General features: G+C 73.8%; 27 protein-coding genes. 17 read left to right on the top strand and 10 right to left on the bottom strand.

Annotated elements, in window-relative coordinates:
- Position 1: 1 nt before the first annotated feature.
- Positions 2 to 532 (bottom strand): SRPBCC family protein, encoded by a 531-nt coding sequence (locus ACH9EU_RS07760; RefSeq protein WP_396413365.1) that lies wholly within the window; start codon positions 530 to 532, stop codon positions 2 to 4.
- 165 nt (positions 533 to 697) lie between these two features.
- Between ACH9EU_RS07760 and ACH9EU_RS07755 the strand changes: the two genes are divergently transcribed.
- Positions 698 to 1,222 (top strand): flavodoxin domain-containing protein, encoded by a 525-nt coding sequence (locus tag ACH9EU_RS07755; protein ID WP_396413364.1) that lies wholly within the window; start codon positions 698 to 700, stop codon positions 1,220 to 1,222.
- A 33-nt stretch (positions 1,223 to 1,255) separates the two neighbouring features.
- A complete protein-coding gene (locus ACH9EU_RS07750) occupies positions 1,256 to 1,777 on the top strand; it encodes a hypothetical protein (protein WP_396413363.1) in 522 nt (173 codons plus the stop codon).
- A gap of 42 nt (positions 1,778 to 1,819) precedes the next feature.
- Here ACH9EU_RS07750 and ACH9EU_RS07745 read toward each other — a convergent pair whose 3' ends face one another.
- Positions 1,820 to 2,044, bottom strand: a complete 225-nt coding sequence (locus ACH9EU_RS07745) for a hypothetical protein (protein ID WP_396413362.1) — start codon at positions 2,042 to 2,044, stop codon at positions 1,820 to 1,822.
- 240 nt (positions 2,045 to 2,284) lie between these two features.
- Between ACH9EU_RS07745 and holA the strand changes: the two genes are divergently transcribed.
- Complete coding sequence (holA, locus tag ACH9EU_RS07740) at positions 2,285 to 3,286, top strand: DNA polymerase III subunit delta (protein ID WP_396413361.1); 1,002 nt, start codon at positions 2,285 to 2,287, stop codon at positions 3,284 to 3,286.
- A 102-nt stretch (positions 3,287 to 3,388) separates the two neighbouring features.
- Here the strand turns inward: holA and rpsT are convergent, their stop codons facing one another.
- From rpsT to ACH9EU_RS07725, 3 genes are all read right to left on the bottom strand, one after another.
- Entirely contained in the window at positions 3,389 to 3,649 is a 261-nt protein-coding gene (rpsT, locus tag ACH9EU_RS07735) for a 30S ribosomal protein S20 (RefSeq protein ID WP_396413360.1), read from the bottom strand.
- Positions 3,650 to 3,864: 215 nt separating this feature from the next.
- Positions 3,865 to 4,395: a type II toxin-antitoxin system PemK/MazF family toxin gene (locus ACH9EU_RS07730; RefSeq protein ID WP_396413359.1), complete on the bottom strand. Its 531-nt coding sequence runs from the start codon at positions 4,393 to 4,395 to the stop codon at positions 3,865 to 3,867.
- A gap of 137 nt (positions 4,396 to 4,532) precedes the next feature.
- Complete coding sequence (locus ACH9EU_RS07725; protein WP_396413358.1) at positions 4,533 to 5,342, bottom strand: methyltransferase domain-containing protein; 810 nt, start codon at positions 5,340 to 5,342, stop codon at positions 4,533 to 4,535.
- 330 nt (positions 5,343 to 5,672) lie between these two features.
- On the opposite strand from ACH9EU_RS07725, the gene lepA reads away from it, so the two are divergent.
- Positions 5,673 to 7,526, top strand: coding sequence for a translation elongation factor 4 (lepA, locus tag ACH9EU_RS07720; protein ID WP_396413357.1), 1,854 nt, complete (start codon positions 5,673 to 5,675; stop codon positions 7,524 to 7,526).
- Positions 7,526 to 8,770 (top strand): radical SAM family heme chaperone HemW, encoded by a 1,245-nt coding sequence (gene hemW, locus ACH9EU_RS07715; RefSeq protein ID WP_396413356.1) that lies wholly within the window; start codon positions 7,526 to 7,528, stop codon positions 8,768 to 8,770. Before lepA ends, hemW begins: the two co-directional genes overlap by 1 nt.
- A gap of 45 nt (positions 8,771 to 8,815) precedes the next feature.
- Here the strand turns inward: hemW and ACH9EU_RS07710 are convergent, their stop codons facing one another.
- Together ACH9EU_RS07710 and ACH9EU_RS07705 are read right to left on the bottom strand one after the other, a co-directional pair.
- Complete coding sequence (locus tag ACH9EU_RS07710) at positions 8,816 to 9,280, bottom strand: DUF4870 domain-containing protein (protein ID WP_396413355.1); 465 nt, start codon at positions 9,278 to 9,280, stop codon at positions 8,816 to 8,818.
- A 142-nt stretch (positions 9,281 to 9,422) separates the two neighbouring features.
- Positions 9,423 to 10,286 carry a DUF3097 domain-containing protein gene (locus ACH9EU_RS07705; protein WP_396413354.1) on the bottom strand — a complete coding sequence of 288 codons (864 nt, stop codon included), beginning with the start codon at positions 10,284 to 10,286 and terminating at the stop codon, positions 9,423 to 9,425.
- A gap of 195 nt (positions 10,287 to 10,481) precedes the next feature.
- Between ACH9EU_RS07705 and hrcA the strand changes: the two genes are divergently transcribed.
- From hrcA to ACH9EU_RS07690, 3 genes are all read left to right on the top strand, one after another.
- Positions 10,482 to 11,495 (top strand): heat-inducible transcriptional repressor HrcA, encoded by a 1,014-nt coding sequence (gene hrcA / locus ACH9EU_RS07700; protein ID WP_396413353.1) that lies wholly within the window; start codon positions 10,482 to 10,484, stop codon positions 11,493 to 11,495.
- Between the two features lie 107 nt (positions 11,496 to 11,602).
- The gene (dnaJ, locus tag ACH9EU_RS07695) at positions 11,603 to 12,754 is read left to right on the top strand and encodes a molecular chaperone DnaJ (RefSeq protein WP_396413352.1); all 1,152 of its coding nucleotides are present in this window, start codon (positions 11,603 to 11,605) and stop codon (positions 12,752 to 12,754) included.
- Positions 12,751 to 13,524 carry a 16S rRNA (uracil(1498)-N(3))-methyltransferase gene (locus ACH9EU_RS07690; protein WP_396413351.1) on the top strand — a complete coding sequence of 258 codons (774 nt, stop codon included), beginning with the start codon at positions 12,751 to 12,753 and terminating at the stop codon, positions 13,522 to 13,524. The genes dnaJ and ACH9EU_RS07690 overlap by 4 nt, the downstream gene beginning before the upstream one ends.
- Positions 13,525 to 13,556: 32 nt before the next feature.
- On the opposite strand, the gene ACH9EU_RS07685 is transcribed toward ACH9EU_RS07690, so the two are convergent.
- Positions 13,557 to 14,486, bottom strand: coding sequence for a hypothetical protein (locus ACH9EU_RS07685; RefSeq protein WP_396413350.1), 930 nt, complete (start codon positions 14,484 to 14,486; stop codon positions 13,557 to 13,559).
- A gap of 312 nt (positions 14,487 to 14,798) precedes the next feature.
- On the opposite strand from ACH9EU_RS07685, the gene ACH9EU_RS07680 reads away from it, so the two are divergent.
- The 8 genes from ACH9EU_RS07680 to ACH9EU_RS07645 all read left to right on the top strand — a co-directional run bounded on the left by ACH9EU_RS07680 (position 14,799) and on the right by ACH9EU_RS07645 (position 24,019).
- Positions 14,799 to 15,908, top strand: coding sequence for a PhoH family protein (locus ACH9EU_RS07680; RefSeq protein WP_396413349.1), 1,110 nt, complete (start codon positions 14,799 to 14,801; stop codon positions 15,906 to 15,908).
- Positions 15,908 to 16,414 carry an rRNA maturation RNase YbeY gene (gene ybeY, locus ACH9EU_RS07675; protein ID WP_396413348.1) on the top strand — a complete coding sequence of 169 codons (507 nt, stop codon included), beginning with the start codon at positions 15,908 to 15,910 and terminating at the stop codon, positions 16,412 to 16,414. Before ACH9EU_RS07680 ends, ybeY begins: the two co-directional genes overlap by 1 nt.
- 6 nt (positions 16,415 to 16,420) lie before the next feature.
- Entirely contained in the window at positions 16,421 to 17,743 is a 1,323-nt protein-coding gene (locus tag ACH9EU_RS07670; protein WP_396413347.1) for a CBS domain-containing protein, read from the top strand.
- Positions 17,736 to 18,794: a GTPase gene (locus tag ACH9EU_RS07665; protein ID WP_396413346.1), complete on the top strand. Its 1,059-nt coding sequence runs from the start codon at positions 17,736 to 17,738 to the stop codon at positions 18,792 to 18,794. Before ACH9EU_RS07670 ends, ACH9EU_RS07665 begins: the two co-directional genes overlap by 8 nt.
- A gap of 143 nt (positions 18,795 to 18,937) precedes the next feature.
- The gene (locus ACH9EU_RS07660) at positions 18,938 to 20,431 is read left to right on the top strand and encodes an LCP family glycopolymer transferase (protein WP_396413345.1); all 1,494 of its coding nucleotides are present in this window, start codon (positions 18,938 to 18,940) and stop codon (positions 20,429 to 20,431) included.
- 174 nt (positions 20,432 to 20,605) lie between these two features.
- Entirely contained in the window at positions 20,606 to 22,351 is a 1,746-nt protein-coding gene (gene leuA, locus ACH9EU_RS07655) for a 2-isopropylmalate synthase (protein ID WP_396413344.1), read from the top strand.
- A gap of 118 nt (positions 22,352 to 22,469) precedes the next feature.
- The gene (recO, locus tag ACH9EU_RS07650) at positions 22,470 to 23,222 is read left to right on the top strand and encodes a DNA repair protein RecO (protein ID WP_396413343.1); all 753 of its coding nucleotides are present in this window, start codon (positions 22,470 to 22,472) and stop codon (positions 23,220 to 23,222) included.
- 2 nt (positions 23,223 to 23,224) lie between these two features.
- The gene (locus tag ACH9EU_RS07645; RefSeq protein WP_396413342.1) at positions 23,225 to 24,019 is read left to right on the top strand and encodes an isoprenyl transferase; all 795 of its coding nucleotides are present in this window, start codon (positions 23,225 to 23,227) and stop codon (positions 24,017 to 24,019) included.
- On the opposite strand, the gene ACH9EU_RS07640 is transcribed toward ACH9EU_RS07645, so the two are convergent.
- Positions 23,950 to 25,029 carry an alpha/beta fold hydrolase gene (locus ACH9EU_RS07640; protein WP_396413341.1) on the bottom strand — a complete coding sequence of 360 codons (1,080 nt, stop codon included), beginning with the start codon at positions 25,027 to 25,029 and terminating at the stop codon, positions 23,950 to 23,952. The two genes, ACH9EU_RS07645 and ACH9EU_RS07640, sit on opposite strands and share 70 nt — an antisense overlap.
- Positions 25,030 to 25,119: 90 nt before the next feature.
- Between ACH9EU_RS07640 and ACH9EU_RS07635 the strand changes: the two genes are divergently transcribed.
- Positions 25,120 to 26,199, top strand: a complete 1,080-nt coding sequence (locus ACH9EU_RS07635; RefSeq protein WP_396413340.1) for a quinone-dependent dihydroorotate dehydrogenase — start codon at positions 25,120 to 25,122, stop codon at positions 26,197 to 26,199.
- A 136-nt stretch (positions 26,200 to 26,335) separates the two neighbouring features.
- Here ACH9EU_RS07635 and ACH9EU_RS07630 read toward each other — a convergent pair whose 3' ends face one another.
- A complete protein-coding gene (locus ACH9EU_RS07630; RefSeq protein WP_396413339.1) occupies positions 26,336 to 26,941 on the bottom strand; it encodes a DUF3043 domain-containing protein in 606 nt (201 codons plus the stop codon).
- Between the last annotated feature and the right edge of the window lie 18 nt (positions 26,942 to 26,959).

The raw sequence follows: 26,959 nt of genomic DNA, 5'->3' as shown, positions 1-26,959 counted from the left end.
CTCACGTCCGGCGCTCCGACCGTCCGGTGCCTGCCGGCCGGACGCGCCGTCCCGGTGGCGCGGCGGGCCCGTGGCGCTCGACGTGGCGGGCCAGGTTCGCCAGGGAGGAGGCGAGGCCGGCCGCGTGGTCGGCGGCGGAGATGCCGGCGGGCACGTCGTCGGCGCGGACCTCGACGCGCGTGCCGGTGCCGGCGGGAGCGAGCTGCCACGTGAGGGTCATGGTCCCGGCGTACGCCGGGTCCGCGGCCACGAACTCCACGGCCTGGACGATGCGCACCCCGGGCACGATCTCCGCGAAACGTACCTCCACGACGTCGGTGTCCGCCGAGGCCTTGCCCGGGCTGCCGGAGGAGTCCGCGTAGGTCAGGACCAGTCGGTAGGAACCACCCGGCCGGGGGTCGAAGTGCTCGAACCACCCGCTCATGCCTTCCGGCGGGAGCCACTCGGCGAGGGCGTCCTCGTCGAGGAGGGCCGCCCAGACGTCTCCGGCCGGGGCGGGGATCACCCGGGATGCGGTGTCCGTGCGGGTCATGGCGCCATCGTAGGGCATGGAGTCGGGCCCGGAGCGGACGCCCCGGACCGCTCGCACCGCCCACCGTCTCCGTGGCCGACGTGACACTCGGTCACAGATGGCTCGGGCCGGGGAACGGTCTTACGCTGGGGCCACGCCCGAGGGGAGGCACGGATGCGGGTTTTGGTGGCACATGCCAGCGCACACGGATCGACGACAGAGATCGCGCAGCGGATCGCCGACGTGCTGCGGCACGAGGGGGCCGTGGCCGATGTCGTGCCGGTCGGGCGGATCGAGGAGCTGGAGGCCTACGACGCCGTCGTGCTGGGCAGCGCCGTCCACGGACAGGCCTGGCTGCCCGCGGCCACGGAGTTCGTCCACCGCCGTGCGGCGGAGCTGCGGGCCCGCCCGGTGTGGCTGTTCAGTGTCGGGATGTCCGGCGGACTGCCCCGCATCGTCCGCGGAGCGGCTCGCTCGGGGCAGGACCGTCGCCTGGCGGACGCGCTGCGCGACGTCGCGCGCCCGCGAGGGCACCGCCTGTTCTCGGGGGTCTGCCGCCAGGACCAGCTGCCGCGCTGGGGCGGCGTCCTCTTCCGCGGGATGGGCGGACACTTCGGCGACTACCGCGACTGGACCGCGATCGAGGCCTGGGCCCGGGAGATCGCCGAGGAACTGGCACCCGGTCCCGCGACGCCCCCCGGCAAGCCCTGACCGCGGCACCGGCCGTACACGGAAGGACAGGCCATGACCGCAGCACCGGCTCCGCCGACCGCGGGGCGATACCGCCACGAGCTCTTCGCCCTCGTCGTCGGCGTCAACCGCTGGGTCTACCGAGTGCTGGCCCACATGCTGCTGCTGCGCCACGAGTACCCGCCGTTCCGCCTCGACCAGGGCCCCGTGGACCCGCGCGCGCCGTCGGGCCACGGCTCCCCGGGCGGGCCCGGGGTGGGGAGCCGACCCGGGACCGGCCCGTCAGGAGGCCGATCGGGCACGACCAGGAGGAGCATCATGAACGCGAACAGGAAGCACGCCGTCCGGTGGCAGGACCTGAGCCCGGGACGGCGGACGGCGCTCCTGGCCCTGGCCTCGGTGGAGATCTCGCTGGCCGCCACGGCGTGGGCCGACCTGGCGCGGCGCCCGGCCTCGGAGGTCAACGGGTCCAAGGCGAAGTGGGCGGCCGTGATCGCCGTCAACTTCGTGGGACCGGTGCTCTACTTCCGTCGCGGACGCCGCAGGACGGACCGCCGTCCGGCCGGACGCGCCTGACCCCGAACCGCAGGCCCCGGCGCCCGCCGCCCGTCCGGACGGTCAGCGGGCGCCGTCGCCGCGGCGTCGTGCCACCACGGCGGAACCGACCACGGCCAGCACGCCGGCCCCGGCCACGGCGATCCCCGGAGCGCTGGACGGGGCGGGGGCCGTCTCGGTGATGGACTCGGTGGCGGATCCGCCCTGGTCGGCCACAGCGGGGGAGGCGGTCATGCCCAGGAGTCCGAGCGCCAGAGCGGGCACGGCGAGGCGGGGAAGTGTGGTCATGGGGTGTCCTTCCGGTGGGGGTGACGGGGATCACACATGCCGTTCCCGACCGTACAGCAAGGCGACTGTCCATTCCACCGACACCGGGGAGCGAACCCCCGGGTCCACGTCCGGCCGGCCCTCCCGGGGCCCCGCCCGCGCGGCGGACCGCGCGGACCGGTGTCCCCGGGCCGTGAGAAGCTGGGGACCATCCCAGGAGAGCACGCGGCCGCCGGGTCGCCAGCACAGGAGGACGCGGCCATGACCCCAGCCCGACGCCCAGCCCCCGCCACCGGCCCGACGTGGCGGGACGTCGGGCCCGCGCCCCTCGTCCTGCTCACGGGCCCCGAGGAGTACCTGGCCGGCCGGGCCCGCGACCGCGTCCGCGAGGTCCTCAAGGAGCAGCGGGGCCCGGTCGAGCTGTCCGTGGTCGACGCCTCGGCCTACGTTCCGGGGCAGCTGGCCGCGCTGGCCAGCCCGTCCCTCTTCGACGAGGCCAAGCTGATCCACGTGACCAACCTCGCGGCCATGAACGACGACTGCCTGGCCGACGGTCTCGCCTACGTCCGGGCCCCGGACCCCGACGTCGTCGTGCTCTGGGAGCACGCGGCCGGCAACCGCGGCAAGAAGCTCCTCGACGCGCTGAGGGCCGCCGGCGCCGTCGTCGTCGAGTGCAAGCCCCTCATGAACGACCGTGACAAGACCGACTTCATCGTCACCGAGTTCCGCGCACACCGCCGCCGCATCGACCCCGACGCGGCCCGCGCTCTGGCCGCCGCCGTGGGGAGCAGCACCGCGGAGCTCGCCGCCGCGTGCGCCCAGCTGCTCTCCGACGGACCGGAAACCATCACCTTCGACGACGTCGAGAAGTACTACGGCGGCCGGGTCGAGGCGACCGCCTTCAAGGTGGCCGACGCCGCGCTGGCCGGGCGCGCCGAGACCGCCCTGAAGCTGTGGCGACAGGCCCTGGACACCGGTGTGGACCCCGTGCCCATGGTCGGGGCGCTGGCGGCGAAGCTGCGCACGATCGCCCAGGTGCACGGCACCCGGGGCGGGGCGGGGCAGCTGGCGCAGCGGATCGGGGCGGCCCCGTGGCAGGTGGAGCGGGCGCAGGACGAGGCGCGCCGTTTCTCCGAGGCGGACCTCGTGCGCGCCCTGCGCGCCCTGGCGGAGGCCGACGCCCAGGTCAAGGGCGAGGGGCGGGCCCCGGCCTATGCGGTCGAGCGCGCGATCACGACCATCGCGCTCTCCGGCCACCGCTGAGGGCGGCCGCTCCCGCACACGACGGAGGCCCCGTCCCTGAGCGGGACGGGGCCTCCGGACGGTGCCGCCCGTGGGGCGGGTGCCGTTCGCGACGGACGCGGATCAGATCTTGGCGACCAGCTTGGCCAGGCCGGACTTCTTGTTGGCCGCGTTGTTCTTGTGCAGCACGCCCTTGCTGACGGCCTTGTCCAGCTTGCGGGACACCACGCGCAGCGCGTCCTGGGCGGTCTCCTTGTCCGAGGTCTTGACGGCCTCGTCGACCCGGCGGACCAGGGTCTTCAGCTCGGACTTGTAGGCGTTGTTGCGAAGACGCGCCTTCTCGTTCGTGAGGTTGCGCTTCTTCTGGGACTTGATGTTGGCCACGTGAAACTCCTTGGCGGTGAGTGCGGAATTCGGTCAGTGAGGGCAAACAGGCCGGCCATGAGACTGATCGGGAGCGGGGACACCCTTGTGGCGACCGTCCTGCAGTGCCCGACGACCAGCGCGGACACACAGCAGGACAGTCTAGCAGACGATCGCCCGCGGCCCGGGGTTGCCGTGCGGCGTCCGGCCCCGGGCCCGGTGACGGACGCGCGGCGTCACTCCCTGCGCCGCCGGAGGGCCTCGGCCACCCGGCGGAAACGGTCCTCCGGGAGGACGGCGCCCTCGCGGCGGACGTCGGCGGGCAGCACCCGCACGACGCGGTCGAGCCTCACCTCCGAGGGGCGTCCCCTCGGGTCCCAGGCGCCGGTGCCGATGTCGAGGTGGTCCGGATCCTGCTCGAACCGGTTCGACCGGTCCCGGGACGTGAGCATCAAGCACAGGAGGTGCTCGCCGTGGCGGTCGACGACCAGGACGGGGCGGTCCTTCCCGCGACGGTGATCCTCCTCGTAGGGCACCCAGGTCCACACGATCTCCCCGGGGTCCGGCTCGCCGTCGGCCAGGGGCCGGTGGACGGGCCGGACGGGACCGTCCCAGTCGCCGGCGTAGGGCCGGGAGGTCCCTCCCGCCGCGTCGGGCGGGACGGTGTCTCCCGTGCGGGAACGCACGCGGCGGGTCGCCGCGGGGCGCCGCCAGGCGTCGGCGGCCCGCGCCGCGAGCCGCGCGAGGGCGCGCAGGTCGGGTCTCATGGCGGCCACTCTACCCACGGGCCGGTCCGCTCGGCCGTCGGGGCCCCGGCGGCCGGTCCCTGGACGGCCCGTCCGGTCGGCGGCGGGTCCCCATCGACGGGGCCGACGGTGCAGCTGCCTCCGCGAGGACGGGTCACTCAGCGGGGGCCGGGCTCCGCGCGGGCCGTGACGATGTGCCCCCGGATCGGCAGCTCCAGGCGTCCCTCCGCGGTCCGCCAGGGGCCGAGGGCGTCCTCCGCGCCCTCGAGGATCCGGGCGTAGGCCTCGTCCGTGAGCCGGCTGCGCAGGGGCGTGCCACCGACCTCTGTCGCGACGAACTCCTCGACGGACGGGAAGTCCGCCGTGTCCGTGCGGGTCAGCGTGTCGAGCGTCCGCAGGCCGGCGCCCGCGAGGCCCTCGTTGAGCTCCACGAGGTCGCCCAGCCGCCAGTAGGAGCCGATCAGGTCGACCGCGTCCGGGCCCGCGTGGCGCTCGACGACCCCGTAGAAGGGCGTCCACGCCGTCTGTTCCCGCAGCTCGTCCCAGACCTGCACGGCGACCGTCCCCCCGGCCACCGCCACGCGGGCCATCTCCCGCAGTGCGCGGCCCGGGTCCGGCAGGAACATCAGCCCGGCCTGGCAGAGGACCACGTCGAAGGAGCCGTCCGGGAACGGCAGGGCGACGGCGTCCGCCTCGACCCACTCGAGCTCGGGGGCGACGCGCCGTGCGACGGTGAGCATGCCGGCGTTGACGTCCAGGCCCACGACGCGTCCGCGCCCCTGCAGGAGCCGCGCCGCCTCGCGGGCCACGACGCCGGTCCCGCAGGCGACGTCGAGCACGGACTGCCCGGGCCGCACACCGGCCGCCCGCACGAGGTGCGGGGCCCAGCGACCGAACATGGCAGGCACGAACTTCGCCTCGTAGACCTCCGCGGCGTCCACGGAGAGCCGGAAGTCCTCGCCGCCCATGACACTGCCCCCTCGCCTCGTGCTGCCGAGCCCGGGGCCCATTCTCCCACCGTGACACTCCGGCGGCCAGGGCGGCCCTGCGGTCACGGCGCCCCGGCCGCCGGGGCGCTCCGGCGGTCACGGCACGCCGGCGGCCAGGGGGGCTCCCGGGCGCGCGGACCGGGAGACGGGGCCGGGGAGCGCGGGGAGGCACTGCCGGGGCGGCGCGTCCGGTCAAATGGCCCCCCACCGCCAAACGTGGGAAACTGGGCAGTTGAATCCCCGGCGCTCCTCCCGCCGGTAGCCCCAGGACCTGCCGGAAGCGACGTTCTCCCGGAGAAAGGACCGCCCGTGTCACCGCTGGCCGTCAATGCCCCGGTTCCCGCCTCGACCGATCCGGGGATCATCCGGAACTTCTGCATCATCGCCCACATCGACCACGGCAAGTCCACACTCGCGGACCGGATGCTGCAGGCCACGGGCGTGGTCACCTCCCGGGAGATGAAGGCCCAGTACCTGGACCGGATGGACATCGAGCGCGAGCGCGGGATCACCATCAAGTCCCAGGCGGTGCGCATGCCCTGGAACGTGGCGGGCACGGACTTCGCGCTCAACATGATCGACACGCCGGGCCACGTGGACTTCACCTACGAGGTCTCCCGCTCCCTCGCGGCCTGCGAGGGCACCCTCCTGCTGGTGGACGCGGCGCAGGGGATCGAGGCGCAGACCCTGGCCAACCTCTATCTGGCCATGGAGAACGACCTGACGATCATCCCGGTGCTGAACAAGATCGACCTGCCCGCGGCGCAGCCGGAGAAGTACGCCGAGGAGCTGGGCAACCTGATCGGCGTGGACCCGGGCGACGTGCTGCGGGTCTCCGGCAAGACGGGTGAGGGCGTGGAGGCGCTCCTGGACCGCATCGTCCAGGAGGTCCCGGGGCCGGTGGGCGACGCCGACGCGCCCTCCCGGTCGATGATCTTCGACTCCGTCTACGACACCTACCGCGGCGTGGTGACCTACGTGCGCGTGGTGGACGGCAAGCTCACCCCGCGCGAGCGGATCCGGATGATGTCCACCGGGGCCCAGCACGAGCTGCTGGAGATCGGCGTCATCTCGCCCGAGCCCAAGCCCACGCAGGGGCTGGGCGTGGGGGAGGTGGGCTACCTGATCACCGGGGTGAAGGACGTCCGCCAGTCCCGCGTGGGCGACACCGTCACCAACGCGCAGCGGCCCGCCACGGTGTCCCTGGGCGGCTACCAGGACCCCAAGCCGATGGTCTTCTCCGGCCTGTTCCCGATCGACGGCTCCGACTACCCGGTCCTGCGCGACGCCCTCGACAAGCTGCAGCTCAACGACGCCGCCCTGGTCTACGAGCCCGAGAACTCCGCGGCCCTGGGCTTCGGCTTCCGGTGCGGATTCCTCGGCCTGCTGCACCTCGAGATCGTGCGCGAGCGCCTGGAGCGCGAGTTCAACCTGGACCTGATCTCCACGGCGCCGTCCGTGAGCTACAACGTCACGCTGGAGGACCGCTCCGAGCGCGTGGTCACCAACCCGTCGGAGTTCCCCGAGGGCAAGCTCGCCGAGATCCGCGAGCCCATGGTCACCGCCACGGTCCTGGCCCCGTCCGAGTTCATCGGCGCGATCATGGAGCTGTGCCAGTCCAAGCGTGGCCAGCTCCAGGGCATGGACTACCTCTCGGAGGACCGGGTTGAGCTGCGCTACCGCCTGCCGCTCGCCGAGATCGTCTTCGACTTCTTCGACCAGCTCAAGTCCCGCACCAAGGGCTACGCGTCCCTGGACTGGAAGGCCGACGGCGAGGAGGCGGCCGACCTCGTGAAGGTCGACATCCTGCTGCAGGGTGAGCCCGTGGACGCGTTCAGCGCGATCACCCACCGGGACAAGGCGTACTCCTACGGTGTGATGATGACCGGGAAGCTGCGGGAGCTCATCCCGCGCCAGCAGTTCGAGGTCCCCATCCAGGCCGCGATCGGCTCGCGCGTGATCGCCCGCGAGAACATCCGGGCGATCCGCAAGGACGTGCTCTCCAAGTGCTACGGCGGTGACATCTCCCGCAAGCGCAAGCTGCTCGAGAAGCAGAAGGAGGGCAAGAAGCGGATGAAGATGGTCGGCCGCGTCGAGGTCCCCCAGGAGGCGTTCGTGGCGGCACTGTCCTCCGACGAGGCCGCGGACAAGAAGAAGAAGTAGTGGCCCCGGCCCAGCCCGAGGGCCTGCCCGCCCCGCTCGACGGGCGGCTGCCGTCCTCGGCCGCGCCGGGATCCGCGGAGCGCACGCTGAGCCTGTACGTGCACGTGCCGTTCTGCGCGGTCCGCTGCGGCTACTGCGACTTCAACACCTACACCGCCACGGAACTGGGGCCGGGTGTCTCGCAGGACGCCTACGCCGGCGACGCCGCGGCGGAGGTCCGGTGGGCCCGCCGGGTCCTCGAGGACTCGGGCGCGGCCGTCCGCCCGCTGCACAGCGTGTTCCTCGGCGGCGGCACCCCCACGCTGCTGCCCGCCGAGGACCTCGCCGCGGTCCTGGCCCAGGCCCGGGAGAGCTTCGGGCTGGCCGAGGGCGCCGAGGTGACGACGGAGGCGAACCCCGACTCCGTGACGCCCCGCTCCCTGCGGCTGCTCGCCGCGGCCGGCGTGACGCGCGTGTCCTTCGGGATGCAGTCCGCGGTCCCGCACGTGCTCGCGGTCCTGGACCGCACCCACGACCCGGAGAACGTCCCGCGCGCCGTGGCGTGGGCGCGCGAGGCCGGTCTGGGCGTGAGCGTCGACCTCATCCACGGGACGCCGGGGGAGTCCCTGGCCGACTGGGAGCGCTCCGTGCGCACGGCGGTCTCCTACGAGCCCGACCACGTCTCGGCGTACTCGCTGATCATCGAGGAGGGCACGCGGCTGGCGGCGCGCATGCGCCGCGGCGAGGTGCCACCCGTGGACGAGGACGACCAGGCCGACAAGTACGAGCTGGCCGACCGTCTCCTCGCACAGGCCGGTTTCGAGTGGTATGAGGTGAGCAACTGGGCCCGGCCCGCGCCCGGCGCGGATCCGCAGGCCCACCGGAGCCGGCACAACCTCGCCTACTGGCACAACCAGGACTGGTGGGGGATCGGTCCCGGGGCGCACTCGCACGTGGGCGGGACCCGCTGGTGGAACCTCAAGCACCCCGTGCCCTATACGCGCCGGATCCGGGCGGGCGAGTCGCCGGCCGCGGGTCGCGAGATCCTCGACGCCGGAACGCGCCGCCTGGAGCGCGTGATGCTGGAGACGAGGACCCGGGAGGGCCTGCCCCTGTCCGCCCTCGACGAGAACGGGCGCACCGCGGTGGCCGGGCTGATCGCGGACGGGCTGGTGGAGCCGCGGGAGGCGCTGCGCGGTGCCGTGGTGCTGACCCTGCGGGGCCGGCTCCTGGGCGACGCCGTGGTGCGGCGGCTACTGGGCTGAGGCCTCCGCCGGGCCCCGGTCGTCCGCGGGCCCGGAAGGGACGGCTCAGCGGCGGCCGGTGCGGTTCACGGACCGCTCGCGCAGCTTCTCCTCGAGCCGGTCGTAGAGCCGGGTGTTGAAGCGGTAGACGTGCGGGTCGCCGCGGTTCACCCCGATGCCGCCGGCGAGCGAGCCCACGGCCAGCAGCAGCCAGGCGGCGGTGGCCGCGAGCGCGAAGAACCAGCCGATGTAGGGCACCGGCGCGAGCAGCACACCGACGACGACCACGAGCGTCGGCAGCAGGGTGAAGTTCATGGCCTCCTTCGACTCCTGCTCGGTGAACCGGCCCCGGCCGCGGAAGACGCGGTGGATCAGGAACGAGGGCAGGAAGCCGGCGACGCCGCCGAAGTGGGCGAGGGTCGCCCACTGGTGGTCCTCGGTGACGCTCAGCGGCTGCGCCACGGGGGAGAGGCCCTCGAAGGGGGCTCCGGAGCTGTCGCGGCTCGAGCGGGGATCGGTCTGCACGGGCACGTGGCATCCTTCGGCAGTGGGACCGCTCGGGGGCGGCGGTCGGTGGTCGGCGTGGGTCGAGTCTACCGGCCGGTCACGTCGTTCGCCGCCCGCGGCCCGGGCGCGTGTGCTTTTGTGACGACCCGGGCGCCGTGCCGGGGGCTCAGGCGCCGGGCGCGGTGAGGAAGTCGATGAGCTCCTCGACCCTGCCCAGCAGCGCCGGCTCCAGGTCGGCGTAGCTGTCCACCCGGGAGAGGATGTGCTGCCAGGCCCGGCCGAGGTCGCCGGCGGTGCGGTGCGGCCAGCCCAGGGCGGCTGCCGTGCCCGTCTTCCAGTCGGTGCCGCGCGGCACCACGGGCCACGCGTCGATGCCCAGGACCGCCGGCTTGACCGCCTGCCAGATGTCCACGTAAGGGTGGCCCAGCACCAGGACGTTGCGCTCCGCGCCGGGCAGGCGCATCGTCTCCGCGGCGATCCGGGACTCCTTGGAGCCGGGGACGAGGTGGTCCACGAGGATCCCGAGCCGCCGCCCCGGCCCCGGGGCGAACTCCCGCACGGCGGCCGGCAGGTCGTCGATGCCGTGCAGGGGTTCCACCACGACGCCCTCGACGGCGAGGTCGTGTCCCCAGACCTTCGCGACGAGCTCGGCGTCGTGGTAGCCCTCGACCCACACGCGGGAGGCCTTGGCCGTGGCGGCGCGCAGGCCTTCGACCTCGACGGAGCCCGACCGGGTGCGCGCGGGCTTCCGGGCGGCCGGGGCCGTGCGCGGCTCGACCACGACGACGGGCTCGCCCTCGAGCAGGAAGCCGGGTCCGAGCCGGAACGCCTTGACGCGGCCCCGGCGGTCCTCGAGGCCCATGACCCGCACGCCGCCGATCGTCTCGAGCGAGACGACGGCGCCGACCCAGCCGGTCGTGGCGTCCTCGAGGAGCAGGCCGGGGGAGGCCGGCACCTCGGCCGCGGCGGGCCGGCGGCGGGCCAGGGCGTCGTCGTCGAGGCTGCGCGGGCCCCAGCCGTAGGTGCTCATGGACGTCCTCCCGGTCGCGGTGCCGGTGCCCCGGCGCGGATCAGCCGGAAGCGTACCAAACGGGGGGCGTCCCACCCGGTCGACACGGAGGCTACACTGGACCGGCTGGCACTGTGGCCGCCAGAGTGCCAGCCGCGGGGAGTTTCCCGGGCACAGGGAGCACCGAGGAGACGGGACCGACCGGGAAGGAGCGACGTGAACCATCCGAGACGACTGCAGATCCTGCAGGCCATCGTGGAGGACTACGTCCACTTCCGGGAGCCGGTGGGCTCCAAGGCGCTCGTGGAGCGGCACCAGCTCGGCGTGTCCTCGGCGACCGTGCGCAACGACATGGCCGCGCTCGAGGAGGAGGGGCTGATCGTCGCTCCTCACACGAGCTCCGGGCGGATTCCGACCGACAAGGGCTACCGCACGTTCGTGGACCGGATCGCGGCCGTGAAGCCGCTCTCGGGCCCGGAGCGACGGGCCATCCAGAGCCTGCTCGACGACGCCGCGGACATCGACGACGTCATGGAGCGCACGGTGCGGCTGCTGGCCCAGCTCACCCACCAGGTGGCGGTGGTGCAGTACCCGCACGCCTCCGGGGTCACCGTCCGGCACGTGGAGGTCGTGGACGTCGGCGGGGGCCAGGTGCTCGTCGTGCTGATCCCCACCAACGGCCGGGTGGCGCAGAGGGTCGCCGTGCTGCACGGGGAGCTCGAGGAGTCGCACCTCCTCGAGCTGCGCGCCCGCGTGCTGGCCGCCGTCGTGGGGCGGCCCCTCACCGCCGTGCCGGAGGTGCTGGCCGTCATGACGGACTCCGTGGCCCCGCAGCTGCGGCCCGCCGCGGCGGCCGTGTCCGAGGCGGTCTCGGCCCTGGCCGCCGGGGGCACCGAGCACCGGCTGGTCATGGCCGGGACCGCCAACCTGGCCCGCTCGACCGGGGACTTCCACCTGAGCATCGGACCGGTCCTCGAGGCCCTCGAGGAGCAGGTGGTGATGCTGCGGCTGCTCTCCGAGATGGAGCAGGACGCCCGCGGCGTGGCCGTGCGGATCGGCGCGGAGAACGCCGAGGGTCCGCTCGCCGAGGCCTCGGTCGTCGCGACCGGCTACGGACCCGAGTCCCAGTCCAAGGTGGGCGTGGTGGGCCCGATGCGCATGGACTACCCGTCCACGATGGCGGCCGTGCGGGCCGTCGCCCGCTATCTCTCCCGTATCCTCGGGGGCTGACCCGGGCACCGCAGACGCCGTCACGTCCCGGCACCACGTCCTCCGCAGATTCCGCCACAGATTCCTCCACAGACCTTTCGACAGAACTCTCGACAGAACGGACCACGGTGAGCGATCACTACGAGACCCTGGGCGTGTCCCGGGACGCCAGCATGGAAGAGATCAAGAAGGCCTACCGCAAGAAGGCCCGCAAGCTCCACCCCGACGTCAACCCCGAACCGGGGGCCGACGAGGAGTTCAAGCGTCTCTCCCACGCCCACGACGTCCTCTCCGACCCCGAGAAGCGGCGGGTCTACGACGCCACGGGCAACGAGAACGGCACGGACACCGGGTTCGGCGGCGGCTTCCCCGGATCGGGGTTCGGCTTCCAGGACATCTTCGACACCTTCTTCCAGGGCGCCGGGGGCTCCGGGTCCGGGCGCCGGGGCCCCGCCTCCCGGACCCGGCAGGGCCAGGACGCGCTCATCAACGTGCGCGTCTCGCTCCAGGACGCCGTGTTCGGCACCGAGAAGCGGATCACCGTGGACACGGCCGTGGTCTGCCCCACGTGCGACGGCACGTGCTGCCAGGAGGGCACCCGCCCCGAGACCTGCGACGTGTGCCACGGCACCGGCCAGGTCCAGCGCCAGGTGCAGTCGATCCTCGGCACCGTGGTCACCGCCGCCCCGTGCGGCACGTGCCAGGGTTTCGGGACGGTCATCAAGCACCCGTGCCACGAGTGCTACGGCGAGGGCCGGGTGCGCGATCGCCGTCCGCTGACCGTCAAGATCCCCGCCGGCGTCTCCACCGGCAACCGCATCCGGCTCTCGGGCCAGGGCGAGGCCGGGACCGCCGGCGGGCCCAACGGTGACCTCTACGTGGAGCTCAAGGTGGACCCGGACCCGACCTTCGAGCGGCAGGGGGACGACCTGCACGCCCGGGTGCGGCTGCCCATGACCTCCGCGGCGCTCGGCACCACGGTGACGCTCGAGACCTTCGACGGCGAGCGCGAGGTCCCCGTGCCCCCGGGCACCCAGACCGGTCACACCGTGACCCTGCACGAACTCGGCGCCACGCGGCTGCGCGGGGGCGGCCGGGGCGACCTGTTCGTCCACCTCGAGGTCGAGACCCCGTCCGGACTCGACGACGAGCAGCGCCGCCTCCTGGAGCAGCTGTCCCGGCTGCGGGGCGAGGAGCAGTCGACGGGCACGACCCTGAGCACGCCGGCGGGCGCCGGGGGCTTCTTCTCACGGCTCCGGGACCGGTTCTCGGACCTGTGAGCCTGCCGGTCTTCAAGGTCGGACCCGGCGAGCTGCCGGGGCCCGGGGACGTGGTCACGGTCACGGGGCCGGAGGCCCGGCACGCCGTCACCGTGCGCCGTCTCGCCCCGGGCGAGCGGCTGGAGCTCGTGGACGGGTCCGGCACCCGGGCGGTGGGCGAGCTGCTGTCCGGGACGAAGGACAGCATGGAGGTCCGGGTCACGGGGGTGGTCAGCGAACCCGCCCGCCGGCCGCGGCTCGTGCTGGCCCAGGCCCTCGCGAAGGGCGACCGCGACCTGCTGGCCGTCGAGACGGCCACGGAGCTCGGCGTCGACGCCGTGGTCCCCTGGCAGGCGCAGCGCTCCATCGTGCGGTGGAAGCAGGAGCGCGCCGCGAAGAGCCACGAGAAGTGGGTGAGCACCGTGGCCGCGGCCGCCAAGCAGTCCCGCCGGGCGCTCTGGCCCGAGGTCCTGCCGCTGGCCGGCACCCCGGAGCTTGCGGCCGTGCTCGGGCAGCCCGCGACAGCCGGGCTCGTGCTGCACGAGGAGGCCACCGCCTCCCTGGCCGACCTCGCCGGGCAGGGGGACGCCCCGTGGGCGGACGCGGAACGGATCGTGCTCGTCGTCGGCCCCGAGGGGGGCATCGGGCCCGACGAACTCCAAGCCCTGACAGGTGCGGGCGGACGGGCCGTGCGGCTCGGCCCCGAGGTGCTGCGCAGCTCCACGGCGGGGCCGGCCGCCCTCGCCGTGCTCAGCGCGGCGCTCGGCCGCTGGGCGGGCACCACGGGCTGACCCGGCGCCCCCGCGGCCGAGCGTGGGGCCGGTCAGCGGGGCAGGACCTCGACGGTCCTGTCGTCGAGCACGGGCCGGCCCTCGGCGTCGCGGCCCTCGACCGTCAGGACGTACTCGCCCGGGGGCAGCAGGAGGCCGGCCCGGAACTCGGCCGAGCCGTCGTCCAGTGGGACGGTCTCGACCGTCCCGGTCGAGACCGTCCGTGCGGGACCGCCGTCCCTCGCCCTGGCGGTCCACCGGGCGCCGGCGACCCCCTCGAGCAGGCGCCCGGTGAGGACGAGCCGGCCCTCGGTGCGGGCCCCGTTCCGGGGGGTCAGGATCCACACGGGCGCCTCGAGCCGCTCGTCGGCCCGCAGGGGCTCGTCGAGCCGCACCGAGCCGAACACCACCTCCCCGGCGCGCCCGTCGACGAGCACGACGACCCGGGGCTCCGAGGTCCTGGACAGCAGCCCGGACGTCGTGGCGGCGGCCGTCACGGTGTGCGCGAGCTGCTGGAGGGCCAGATGCGCCTCGTGACGGCCCAGGCCGGGCCGGAAGGCCTCGGAGGGCATGTCCACGGTGATCGTCCCGTCGGGGGTCATCGAGCTGCCGACCTCGTCGACGGGGGACCACAGGGTCCTCTGGTCCGGGTCCCCGGGCCTGGCCGAGGTCATCAGCTCGGCCGCGGCGGCGATGGGATCCGCGGCCCCGGGGTCCTCGTCGTCGTCGCGGAACTCCCGGAAGAGCACCTGCTCGCCGTCGACGTCGCCCACCCAGTACACGGGCAGCTGGGTCGTGGCCACCGTCCCGTTAGCGACGCTCACCGTCGCGGCGGCGACGGGCTCGGTGCCCGTGGCCGGCCGGGCACCGCCCAGCACCCCGTCGCCCCCCGCGCCGCATCCGGCGAGCACGAGCGCGCACGCCACGGCCGGCACGAGCGCGCCGGCGGGCGTGGCGCGCCGCCGCGGGTGGGGGGTGGGCATGACGGGACGAGCACCTCTGCTTTCCGGGATCCGCGGGGGCGGAACGTGCGGCCAGGGGGCGGCCGGCGTCCCCCGGCCGAAGGACCCGACCATTCCAGCACAGCGGACGACGGCGTCCACAGCCGGAAGGGCCTCCTCGGGGTGACCGATACCAAATCGGAATGTGCACCCGGCGCGTCGCGGGGGCCCGCCCGCGCGGTACCCTGGAAGGACGACGAGCCGCGCCGTGGACGCCCGGAGCGCCCGTCCACCACACCTGCGACCGGCGTCCGTCACGAGAGAGCGAGAGCACGGCCCCGAGGGGCCGGACCCATGACTGAGACGCTGCCCGGCACCACGCACCCCCTGACGGCACGCACCGCCATCACCTTTCCCGACCGCGAGACGATGGTCCGCTGCCTCGGCCCAGGGGACGAGAACCTGCGCCAGGTCGAGGCCGCCTTCCCGGGCCTCGTCACCGGCCCGCGCGGCCTCGAGCTCGGCCTCGAGGGTCCCGGCGGGCCCGTGCGGATCGTCGCGACGCTGTTCGAGGAGCTCAAGGTCCTCGCCGGGCGCGAGACCACGATCACCCCGCAGGTCATCGGGCAGCTGCTGGAGATCATCGGACGGGACCTCTCGGCCCGGCCGAGCGGGGCCCTGACCCAGAACATCCTCTCGAGCCGCGGCCGCAAGATCAGGCCCAAGACGCTGCGCCAGAAGGCCTACGTCGACGCGATCGACGAGCACACCGTGGTGTTCGGCATCGGCCCCGCGGGCACCGGCAAGACCTACCTGGCGATGGCGAAGGCCGTGCAGGCGCTGCAGGCCAAGGAGGTCTCCCGGATCATCCTGACCCGCCCTGCCGTGGAGGCGGGGGAGCGGCTCGGCTTCCTGCCGGGGAGCCTCAGCGAGAAGATCGACCCGTACCTGCGCCCGCTCTACGACGCCCTGCACGACATGATGGATCCCGAGTCGATCCCCCGGCTCATGGAGGCCGGCACGATCGAGGTCGCGCCCCTGGCCTACATGCGCGGGCGGACGCTCAACGACGCCTTCATCATCCTCGACGAGGCCCAGAACACCACGCCGGAGCAGATGAAGATGTTCCTCACCCGGCTCGGCTTCGGCTCGAAGATGGTCGTCACCGGGGACGTCACCCAGGTGGACCTGCCCGGCAGCACCTCCTCGGGGCTGCGCCAGGTCCAGCACGTGCTCGGCGGCGTGGCCGACGTCGCGTTCACGGAGATGACCTCCGAGGACGTCGTGCGCCACGAGCTGGTCAGCCGCATCGTCAACGCCTACGACACGTTCGACACGACCAACCGGCGACGCACCGAGCGCCGGCAGCGCAAGGAGGGCGCCAGGACGGCGCGCGCCTCGGCGGGCGAACCGCGGAACGCTGCTCCGGGCCGCGCCGCCCCGCAGGGCGGGGAGGAGGCCTGATGGCCGTCGAGATCGACCTGCACGCCGCGCCCGCGGACGTCCCGGAGGCCGACCGGGAGGCCTGGGCGGCTGTCGACGTCGACCTCCTGCGCCGTCTGGCCGAGCACGTCCTGGCCCGGCTGCACGTCCACCCCGACGCCGAGCTGTCCGTCGCCGTCGTCGACGAGGAGGAGATGGCGCGCCTGCACGTGGACTGGATGGACCTGCCGGGGCCCACGGACGTCATGTCCTTCCCCATGGACGAGCTCCGTCCCGGCACCCCGGAGGAGCTCACGGAGGGCACCCTGGGGGACGTGGTGCTCTGCCCGACCGTCGCCCGCCGTCAGGCCGAGGCCGCCGGTCACCCGGTCGCGGACGAGCTGTGCCTGCTCACCACCCACGGGATCCTGCATCTGCTCGGCCACGACCACGCCGGGCCGGAGGAGCGCGCGATCATGTTCGCCCTGCAGCGGGACCTGCTCACCGACTTCCTCGGCCGGCCCGCGCCGGTCGAGACCATGGAGTAGCGCCGGATGACCACTGCCGTCCTGATCGTCGCGGCGTTCGTGTTCCTGTGCACGGCGTTCGTGCTCACCGCCGCCGAGACCGGTCTGACGTACCTGCCGCGGGCCGAGGCCGAGGCCATCGCCCGTGAGGAGCGCGGCTCCGCCGCCGCGCGCGTGCTCGCCACGCCGACCGCCCACCTGCAGGCGCTGCGCTTCTGGTCCGTGTGGTTCGAGACGGCGTCCGCGGTCGCCGTGGCCCTGGCGATGTTCCACGGGCTCGACCACGTGTGGCTCGCCGGGCTGCTGGCGACCGTGGTCATGGCCGCGGTCGGCTTCGTGCTCGCCGGGGTCTCACCCCGCCAGGTGGGGCGCAGCAACCCCGCCGGCACCGTCCGGCGCACCGCCGGCCTCGTCCGCGTGCTGCGCACCGTGCTGGGCCCGGTGCCGGGGATCCTCGTGCGCCTCGGCTCGTCCGTGACCCGGAACACCGGCCGTCCGGCGCCCGGGTTCCTCAGCGAGGAGGAGCTGCTCGAGTTCGTCGACCGCTCCACCGACCAGGACCTCATCGAGGACGACGAGGCCGAGCTGCTGCACTCGGTCTTCGACCTCGACGACACGAACGTCCGCGCCGTCATGGTGCCCCGCACGGACATGGTGACCATCGACGACGACGAGAGCGTGGACGACGCGCTGAACCTCTTCTTCCGCTCCGGCTACTCCCGGATCCCGGTCATCGGGGAGAGCTCCGACGACGTGCTGGGCATCCTGTACCAGAAGGACGTGGCGGAGCGCGTGCACCGCTCCGGCACCGGCCTGCGCCTGGACGGGCTGTGCGAACTGGCCCGCGAGGTCCGCTACGTGCCGGAGTCCAAGAAGGTCAGCGAGCTCCTGCGCGAGATGCAGCTCGAGTCCATCCACGTGGCCGTCGTCGTCGACGAGTACGGGGGGACCGCCGGGCTCGTCACCCTGGAGGACCTCATCGAGGAGCTGCTCGGCGAGATCGTCGACGAGTACGACCGGGAGAAGCCGGAGGTCGCCGAGCTGGCCCCGGGGCGCTACCGGGTCTCGGCGCGGCTGGGCGTGGAGGACCTGGGCGACCTGTTCGGGGTGGACCTCGAGGACGACGAGGTCGACACCGTGGGCGGGCTGCTCGCCAAGAGCATCGGGCGCGTGCCCATCGTGGGCTCGCGGGCCACCGTGGCGGGCATCGTCCTCGAGGCCGTGACCCTGGAGGGGCGCCGCAACAGGGTGGGCCAGCTCGAGGTCCACCGGGACCCGGACTGGGTTCCCCCGGGGTCCACCGCCGTGGACGCCGCCGCACTGGAGTCCGAGGAGGAGTCCCATGTCTGAGACCACCGAGAGCCACCCCCCGCGGGACGGCGCCGGGACGCCGTTCCGCGCCGGGTTCGCCGTGCTGGTCGGGCGGCCCAACGCGGGCAAGTCCACGCTCACCAACGCGCTCGTCGGGCAGAAGGTGGCCATCACCTCCACCCGGCCGCAGACCACCCGCCACACCATCCGGGGCATCGTGCACCGGCCCGAGGGGCAGCTCGTGCTGGTCGACACCCCGGGGCTGCACCGTCCCCGGACCCTGCTGGGACAGCGGCTCAACGACCTCGTGGCCGACACCCTCGCGGAGGTGGACGTCATCGGCTTCTGCGTTCCGGCGAACGAGAAGATCGGCCCGGGCGACCGGTTCATCGCCCAGCAGCTCGCCGCCTCCGGCAACAAGCCCGTGGTCGCGGTCGTCACCAAGACGGACACCGTCTCCCGGGCCGAGCTCACGGAGCAGCTGCTCGCCGTGACCGAGCTCGGCCGCTCCGTGATGACGGAGGAGCGCGCCGTGCGGCAGGAGCGGGAGTCGCGCAAGCCCCGCCACCGCTCCGGCGGGGCCCCCGCCGCGCCGGACGCGACCGGCGCCGGGGAGCCGGGCTGGGCGGACGTGATCCCCGTCTCCGCCGTGGACGGCTTCCAGGTCGAGGCACTGGCCGAGCTGCTCATCAGCCGGATGCCGGTCTCGCCGCCGCTGTACCCCGAGGGTGAGCTCACGGACGAGCCGGAGCTCACCATGGTCGCCGAGCTGGTCCGCGAGGCCGCGCTCGAGGGCGTGCGCGACGAGCTGCCCCACTCGCTGGCCGTGGTGGTCGAGGAGATGGTCCCGCGCGAGGGCCGGCCGGCGGACCGGCCGCTGCTCGACGTGCGGGTCAACGTCTACGTGGAGCGCCCCTCGCAGAAGGCCATCGTCATCGGCAAGGGCGGGGCCCGGCTGCGGGAGATCGGCACGCGTTCCCGCGGCGCGATCGAGGCCCTGCTCGGCACGAAGGTCTACCTGGACCTGCACGTGAAGGTCGCCAAGGAGTGGCAGCGGGACCCCAAGCAGCTCTCGCGCCTGGGCTTCTGAGCCGGCCGCCGGACGGGACCGCAGGTCCGCGCCCACACCGCGCGTCCAGGACGCGCGGCTACGATGACTGCCGGTGTTCCGCACCGGACGCCGTTGCCCGACCGTGGTCCGCGTGACCGCGGCCGTCCCAGGAGAAGATCACCGTGTCCCCAGACGCCCCCGAGGTCCGCGCCAGCCCACGCCACCGGCGTCGGTCCCGGAAGCGGTGGGCGGTCCTGGCCCTGGTCGTGGTGCTGCTCGCGGTGCTCGGACTCGGCGTGGCGGCGACGTGGCGGCTGCAGTCCAACCTGGACACCTCCCCGCTGGACCTCGGGGACGAGCCCGCCGCCGTCGAGCCCGGCCCGCTGGACATCCTCGTGATGGGCTCCGACACGCGCACCGGGGAGGGCAACGAGGACTACGGCGACGCGGAGGACAGCGACGGCTACTCGGACGTCATGATGCTCGTGCACGTCGCCGAGGACCGCAGCCGGGCCACGGTCGTCTCCTTCCCCCGGGACCTCGTGGCGGACATCCCCCGGTGCACGGATCCGGAGACCGGCCGCGTGCACGCCCCGGAGCAGGACGCCACGCTGAACTCCGCGATCGCGAACGGCGGCCCGGGGTGCACGGTCGCCACCGTCAACCGCATGACCGGACTGAAGATCGACCACTTCATGCTCGCGGACTTCCACGCCGTCGAGGAGCTCTCCTCCGCCGTGGGCGGCGTCGAGGTCTGCGTGAACGAGGCCGTCGACGACCCGAAGTCCGGCCTGAAGCTGCCGGCCGGCGTCTCGTCCGTGGAGGGCGAGCAGGCACTGGCCTTCCTGCGCAGCCGGGCGGCCTTCGGGGACGGCGGGGACGTGAGCCGGATCCGCTCCCAGCAGTCCTTCCTCGCCTCCCTGGCCCGCAAGGTCGAGGAGGAGGGCACGCTCTCGGACCTGCCCACCCTGTACCGGATCGCCGACGTCGCCACCAGGAACCTGCACGTCGACGAGGAACTGGGCAACGTGGCCACCATGGTCGGCCTGGCCACCGCGCTGCGGGGGATCGACCTCGCCAGCATGCTCTTCGTGACCGTTCCCACGGAGCCCTACGAGCCGGACCCCAACCGGCTCCGGCTCGAGGAGGAGAAGGCCGAGGAGCTCTTCGAGGCGCTGCGCGAGGACCGTCCACTCGCCGACGGCACGGAACCCTCGGCCACGCCCACCGCCACCCCCACCGCAGCGGATCCCTCGGCCGGGACGGGCCCCGGGTCGGGGCCCGACGCCGGGTCCGGGTCGGCCGTCGCCCCGGCCACGGTCCCGCTCACCGTCTCGAACGCCTCCGGCGTGCGGGACCGGGACGCGGAGGTCGCCGAGCTGCTGGCGGACGAGGGGTACGCGCCCGTGGAGAGCGGTCCGCAGGCGGCCGAGCTGCCCGGCACGCAGGTCTTCTTCGGGCCCGGCTGGTACGGGGCCGCCGAGCAGGTCGCCGAGCTGCTGGGCGTCCCGTCCGCGCAGATCGTGCCGACCACCGACGTCGCGGGCGTGCTGGTCTCCGTGGGCCGGGACTTCCGCGAGGGGGAGCGGATGGACGTGACCGCCAGGCTGCCGGACGGGCTCCACGGGCAGACCGCGGAGCAGCACACCTGCCAGGAGGCGGCCGGCGACTGGTGACCCCCGGCCCGGGGGTCGACCCGCGCCACGTGGTACTTTGGTCCCATGCGGACCGAGATGCTCCTCCTTACGTGCCGCAACGGGGCCTGACGCGACGACCTGTGGCCGGCCTCCCGTTGCGGAGTTCCTGATGCCCGGCCACCGCAGACGTCTCGAGCAGAACAGGCCAACCCCATGCGCAATCTCCAGCAGCCCTCCGGCATGCCCACCCACAAGTACGTCCCGTACCAGCGGCAGTTCCCCTTCGACATGTCCGACCGGACATGGCCGGACCAGGTCATCACGAAGGCCCCCCGCTGGTGCGCCGTGGACCTGCGGGACGGCAACCAGGCGCTGATCGACCCCATGAACTCGGACCGCAAGCTCAAGATGTTCGAGCTGCTCGTGCGGATGGGGTACAAGGAGATCGAGGTCGGCTTCCCCTCGGCCTCGCAGACGGACTTCGACTTCGTGCGCCGCCTCGTGGAGGAGGACCGGATCCCCGACGACGTCACGATCCAGGTCCTGACCCAGTCCCGTGAGCACCTCATCGAGCGCACCTACGAGGCGATCGACGGGGCCGGCCGGGCCATCGTCCACCTCTACAACGCGACGTCCACGCTGCAGCGCCGGGTGGTCTTCGACCAGGACATGGACGGCATCGTCGACATCGCCCTCTCCGGTGCCCGGCTGTGCATGAAGTACGAGGAGCAGCTGAGGAACACCGCGGTGACATACGAGTACTCCCCGGAGTCCTACACCGGCACGGAGCTGGAGTTCGCGGCACGGATCTCGAACGCCGTGGCCGAGACGTTCGAGATCGGCGGGGACCGGGAGATGATCCTCAACCTGCCCGCGACCGTGGAGATGGCCACCCCGAACGTGTACGCGGACTCCATCGAGTGGATGTGCCGCAACCTCTACGACCGGGACGCCACCGTCGTGTCCCTGCACCCGCACAACGACCGCGGCACCGGTGTGGCCGCCGCCGAGCTCGGCTACCTGGCCGGTGCCGACCGCATCGAGGGCTGCCTGTTCGGCAACGGCGAGCGGACCGGCAACGTGGACCTGGTGACCCTCGGCCTCAACATGCTCACGCAGGGCGTGGACCCGCAGATCGACTTCTCGGACATCGACGAGATCCGCCGCACCGTGGAGTACTGCAACCAGCTGCCCGTCCCCGAGCGCGCCCCCTACGGCGGGGACCTCGTGTTCACGGCCTTCTCCGGGTCCCACCAGGACGCCATCAAGAAGGGCTTCGACCGGATGGCGCGCGACGCCGAGGACCGGGGCTGCTCGGTGGACGAGATGGTGTGGGCCGTGCCGTACCTGCCGATCGACCCGAAGGACCTGGGCCGGACGTACGAGGCCGTGATCCGCGTGAACTCGCAGTCGGGCAAGGGCGGCGTGGCCTACCTGCTCAACAGCGACCACGGGCTGGACCTGCCGCGCCGCGCCCAGATCGAGTTCTCGAGGGTGGTCCAGGAGCACTCCGACACCGCCGGCGGGGAGATCTCCGGGGCCGAGCTGTGGAAGATCTTCGCGGACGAGTACCTGCCGACCGCCCACGACGGCGGTCCCGGTCGCTGGGGCCGGTACCGGATCACCAACATCACCACGAGCTCCGAGGAGGAGGGGGAGACGACCCTCGAGATCGGGCTCGACGTCGACGGCGTGCAGCACCACCGGACCGGGCACGGGAACGGTCCCATCGAGGCGCTGCTCCAGGTCTTCGCGGCGGAGGGCATGGACGTCCGCGTGCTCGACTACAGCGAGCACGCCCTCTCGGCCGGTGGCGACGCCCAGGCCGCCAGCTACGTCGAGGCGGCCGTGGGCGAGCGCGTGCTGTGGGGCGTGGGCATCGACGCCAACACGACCCGCGCCTCGCTGAAGGCGGTCGTCTCCGCGGTGAACCGGGCCGTGCGCGACGCCCAGCGCTGAGCCCCCGCGTCCCGACCACGGCGGCCCGACCCCCGCGGAGGGGGCGGGCCGCCGCCGTCCGGAGGTCCGCCCCGGCGCGGCCGTCCGCGGTGTCCGCCGCCCGTGGGAGAATGGGGCCGTGGCCAGGACGACCTTCGCATCGCGCAGCTATCGGGACGACGCCGTGGTCCTGCGCACCTACAAGCTGGGCGAGGCCGATCGGATAGTGGTGCTCCTCACCCGCGACCACGGCCAGGTCCGTGCCGTCGCGAAGGGCGTGCGCCGCACGAGCTCGCGGTTCGGCTCCCGGCTGGAGCCCTTCAACGTGGCCGAGCTGCAACTGGTCACGGGCCGGAACCTCGACATCGTCTCCCAGGCCCTGGGCCGGCGCGGCTACGGGTCGGTGATCGCCGCCGACTACGCCAAGTACACGGCGGCCACGGCCATGGTGGAGGCGGCGGAGAAGTTCACGGAGAACGACGACGAGGCCGCCGCCCAGCAGTACCGTCTGCTCGTGGGCGCGCTGTCGGCCCTGGCGCGCGGGCTGCACGAGCCCGGGGCGGTCCTCGACTCCTACCTGCTGCGTGCGGTCTCGACGGCAGGCTGGGCCCCGACCTTCACCGACTGCGCCCGGTGCGGCGTCCCCGGTCCGCACGAGGCGTTCTCGGCCCCGCTCGGCGGGGCGGTCTGCACGGCCTGCCGGCCGCCCGGGGCGGCGGCCCCGGACCCGGCCGTCCTCGAGCACCTCGCGGCGCTGCTCACCGGGGACTGGGAGCGGGTGGACGCCGCGGAGCCCCGCACGGGCCGGGCCGCCGCGGGGATCGTCGCGAGCTACGTACAGTGGCACCTGGAGAGGGCCGTCCGGTCCCTGAGCCTCGTGGAACGGAGCTGACCATGCCCGGCTTTGCCGCCCCGCCCCCGCACCCCAGCGGCGCCAGCGCCCCGCCGATCCCGGAGCGGTTCGTGCCGCGGCACGTGGCCGTGGTCATGGACGGCAACGGGCGCTGGGCCAACCAGCGGGGACTGCCGCGCAACGAGGGGCACAAGGCGGGGGAGGCCGCCCTGATCGAGGTCATGGCCGGGGCCATCGAGATGGGGATCCCGTACGTGAGCGCCTACGCCTTCTCGACCGAGAACTGGAAGCGGTCCCTGGACGAGGTCACGTTCCTCATGAACTACACCGCGGACGTCATGGCGCGGCAGCTGCCCACGTTCCAGGAGTGGGGGATCCGCATCCGGTGGGCCGGACGCCGGCCCCGGCTGTGGCGGTCGGTGATCGACCGGCTCGAGGAGGCCGAGCGCGCGACCCGCGACAACGACGTCGTCACGCTCACCATGTGCGTCAACTACGGGGGCCGGGCCGAGATCGCCGACGCCGCGGCGGCGATCGCCGCCGACGCGAAGGCCGGTCGGCTGAATCCGCGCAGCGTCGACGAGGACACCGTCCAGCGCTACCTCGACGAGCCGGACCTCCCGGACGTCGACCTGTTCCTGCGGTCCTCCGGCGAGCAGCGGATCTCCAACTTCCTGCTGTGGCAGTCGGCCTACGCCGAGCTGGTGTTCCAGGACGTGCTGTGGCCCGACGTGGACCGCCGCACGCTGTGGGAGGCGGTGGAGGTCTACGCCCGCCGGGACCGCCGGTACGGGGGCGCGGTCGACCGGGTCCGGGGACCGGTCACCCCCGCCTGAGGGCGGGTCCGCCGGACGGAGCGCAGCCAGGCCACCAGGTCCCGCTGCGTGGCCCGCCGCACCGGCCACCGGGAGAGGTGGACGTCGTGCACCGCCCCCTCGTAGGAGCGCACCGTGACGTGCGGTCCGAGGTCCCGGGTGTGCCGCCGGATCTGGCGGACGTCGAGCACGGTGTCCGCCGTGCGCATCCGCTCGGACCACCAGGGGCGGATCCACGAGCGCGCCGAGGCCTGGACCAGCACGGGAACGTCGAGTTCCAGGCCCTCCGCCACCACACGCTGGGCCTGGAGGACGGCGTTGAGCCAGCCGGGGGTGATGTCGAAGCTCGTCTCGGGGCGCCAGCGGGGGTCGATCGGCCACTCGCCCTCCGCGCGTTCGCTGATCACCCGGTAGTAGTGGCTGCGCAGGCGCGCGCGCACCGCGCGGTCCGGGCGCTGCTGGGCGAGACGCGCCATGACCGGTCGCAGCGCGGCGCCCACGGCGTCGGAGCCGTGGGGTCCCAGCCACGGCGCGTTGAGCGCGAGCCCGTCCAGCCGGCCCGGGTGGCGGGCCGCCCACAGGGCGGCGGTGAGCCCACCGGTGGAATGCCCCATCAGCACGAGCCGGCCCCGCCGGCCGGGCAGTCCGTCCTCGGCCATGACCGAGAACGCGGCCTCGATGTCGTCGTCGTACGCGGCGAGGTCCGTGGTGTGCCCCGGCTGCCCGGCCGCGTCCCGGAGGACGTCGTCGGTGAGGTTGCGCCCGTAGCCGTGCAGGTCCAGCGCGTAGAAGGCCCAGCCCGCGCCCCAGCAGGTGCGGGCGAGCTCGGCGTTGAAGAAGTAGTCGGACCAGCCGTGCAGGTACAGGACCGCGTCGCGGACCCGATCGGTGACCGCCGAGCGGCCCTCCGGGCGGTACCGGACCACCGTGGCGGTGGTGTGCGGCTCGGAGCAGGCTCCCAGCTGCACCGTGCGCGCGCGGAACCCGGGCCCCAGCACGTCGGGTACCCACTCCTCCGGGACTGATCCCATGCCGTCACCTCGCGCGGGCGGTCCCGGCACCGGGCCGCGGCGCCTCCCGGACCGCCCGGTCGGAGGAGCGCCCTGTGGAAGACTGGGCCCATGCGCTTCTACCCTACGTTCTTCCAGGCCGTCTTCGCCCGGATGGATCCCGAACGGGCCCACCGCGCCGGCTTCCTGGGCATCCGGGCGGCGCGGGCCGCGCGGGCCGGCACCGCCCTGCGGGTCTGCACCCGCCCCGACCCGGCGCTGGAGGTCCGGGCCATGGGCCTGCGGTTCCCCTCCCCGTTCGGGCTGGCGGCAGGGTTCGACAAGGGCGCGGAGGGGATCGGGGCGCTCACCGACCTGGGGTTCGGCCACGTCGAGATCGGCACCGTGACCGCGCAGGCCCAGCCGGGCAATCCCCGGCCCCGGCTGTTCCGGCTCGTCGCCGACCGCGCCGTCGTCAACAGGATGGGCTTCAACAACGAGGGGGCGGAGGTCGTCGCCCCGCGCCTGGCACGGGCCCGCCGCGAGCTCGAGGCCGACCACCGCGGCCGGGCCCGGCCCGTGATCGGCGTCAACATCGGCAAGACGAAGGTCGTCCCGCTCGAGGACGCGGTGGACGACTACCTGCAGAGCACCCGCACGCTCGCGCCCCTGGCCGACTACCTCGTGGTCAACGTGTCCTCGCCCAACACCCCGGGCCTGCGGCAGCTGCAGGAGATCGAGAGCCTCCGCCCGCTGCTCGCCGCGGTGGGGGCGGCCGCCGACGAGGCCGCGGACCGGCACGTGCCGTTGCTCGTGAAGATCGCCCCGGACCTCTCGGACGCGGACGTCCGGGCTGTCGCCGACCTCGCCCTGGACCTCGGGCTGGACGGCATCGTGGCCACGAACACGACCGTCTCGCGCGAGGGCCTCGTCTCGGACACCGCCGAAGTCGAGGCGTGCGGGGCCGGCGGCCTGTCCGGGGCTCCGCTGCGACGTCGCTCCCTGGAGGTCCTGCGGCTGCTGCGCGAGCGGGTGGGGGACCGGCTCGCCCTGGTCTCCGTGGGCGGGGTGACCACGGCCGAGGACGTCCGGGAACGGCTCGACGCCGGAGCCACGCTCGTCCAGGGCTACACGGCCTTCCTGTACGAGGGGCCCTACTGGGCGCGGCGGATCAACCAGGGGCTGGCGCGCGAGCTCGGCTCCCGGTCCTGACGGTCCGGGCCCCGTCCCCGCTGCACGAGTCCCCGCTGCACGAGTCCCCGGTGCACGACGAGAACCGCCCCCGGGCCCGAGGGCCAGGGGGCGGTTGCGGCCGCAGGAGTCCAGGACAGGCGCTCGGGACAGGAACTCAGGAGGGGCGCTGCCCCCGCGACACCTGCGGCTTGGGCAGGCGGGTGCGGCGCAGCGTCAGCGTCCGCATCGAGGCGTACCACCTCAGGCCCGGCTGCACGGTGCCGAACTTGGCCTGGGCCGCCTTCTTGAGCCGGGCGGTCATGAAGATCGTGTCGACGAGGGCGAGCACGGTGAACGCCCACACGACGTAGACGCCGTAGGTCTGCACGACCGGGTTGGGGAAGAACAGGACCAGGATGGCCGCCAGCAGGACGATCATCAGGAAGTCGCCCACGTTGTAGCGGGAGTCCACCCAGTCGCGGGCGAAGCGGCGCTGCGGGCCGCGGTCGCGCGGCCCGAGGTAGCGCTCGTCACCGGCGGCGAGGCCCGCCTGCGCCTTCAGCCGAGCCTCGCGGTTCGCGTCCCGGGACTGTGCCTTGGCGGCCTTGCGGTCCTCGGGCACCAGGGGACGGCGCCGGGCCGCCTCGCGCTCCCTGCGGCTCGGAGTGGGCCGGCCCTTGCCCGCGGTCCGCGGGCCGGGGGCCTCCGGCTCCGGGCGGGCGGGCTCAGCGGTCGCCGACGTGGAGCCCGCGCGGTCTGCATCCTTCTTGCGTCCAAACACCTGTCAAGGATAGCCGAC

It is taken from the genome of Kocuria rhizosphaerae, assembly GCF_044462265.1.
Lineage (GTDB): Bacteria > Actinomycetota > Actinomycetes > Actinomycetales > Micrococcaceae > Kocuria > Kocuria rhizosphaerae.
Note: the sequence above shows the minus strand (reverse complement) of the source record. Positions and strands in the feature narration are given on the sequence as shown.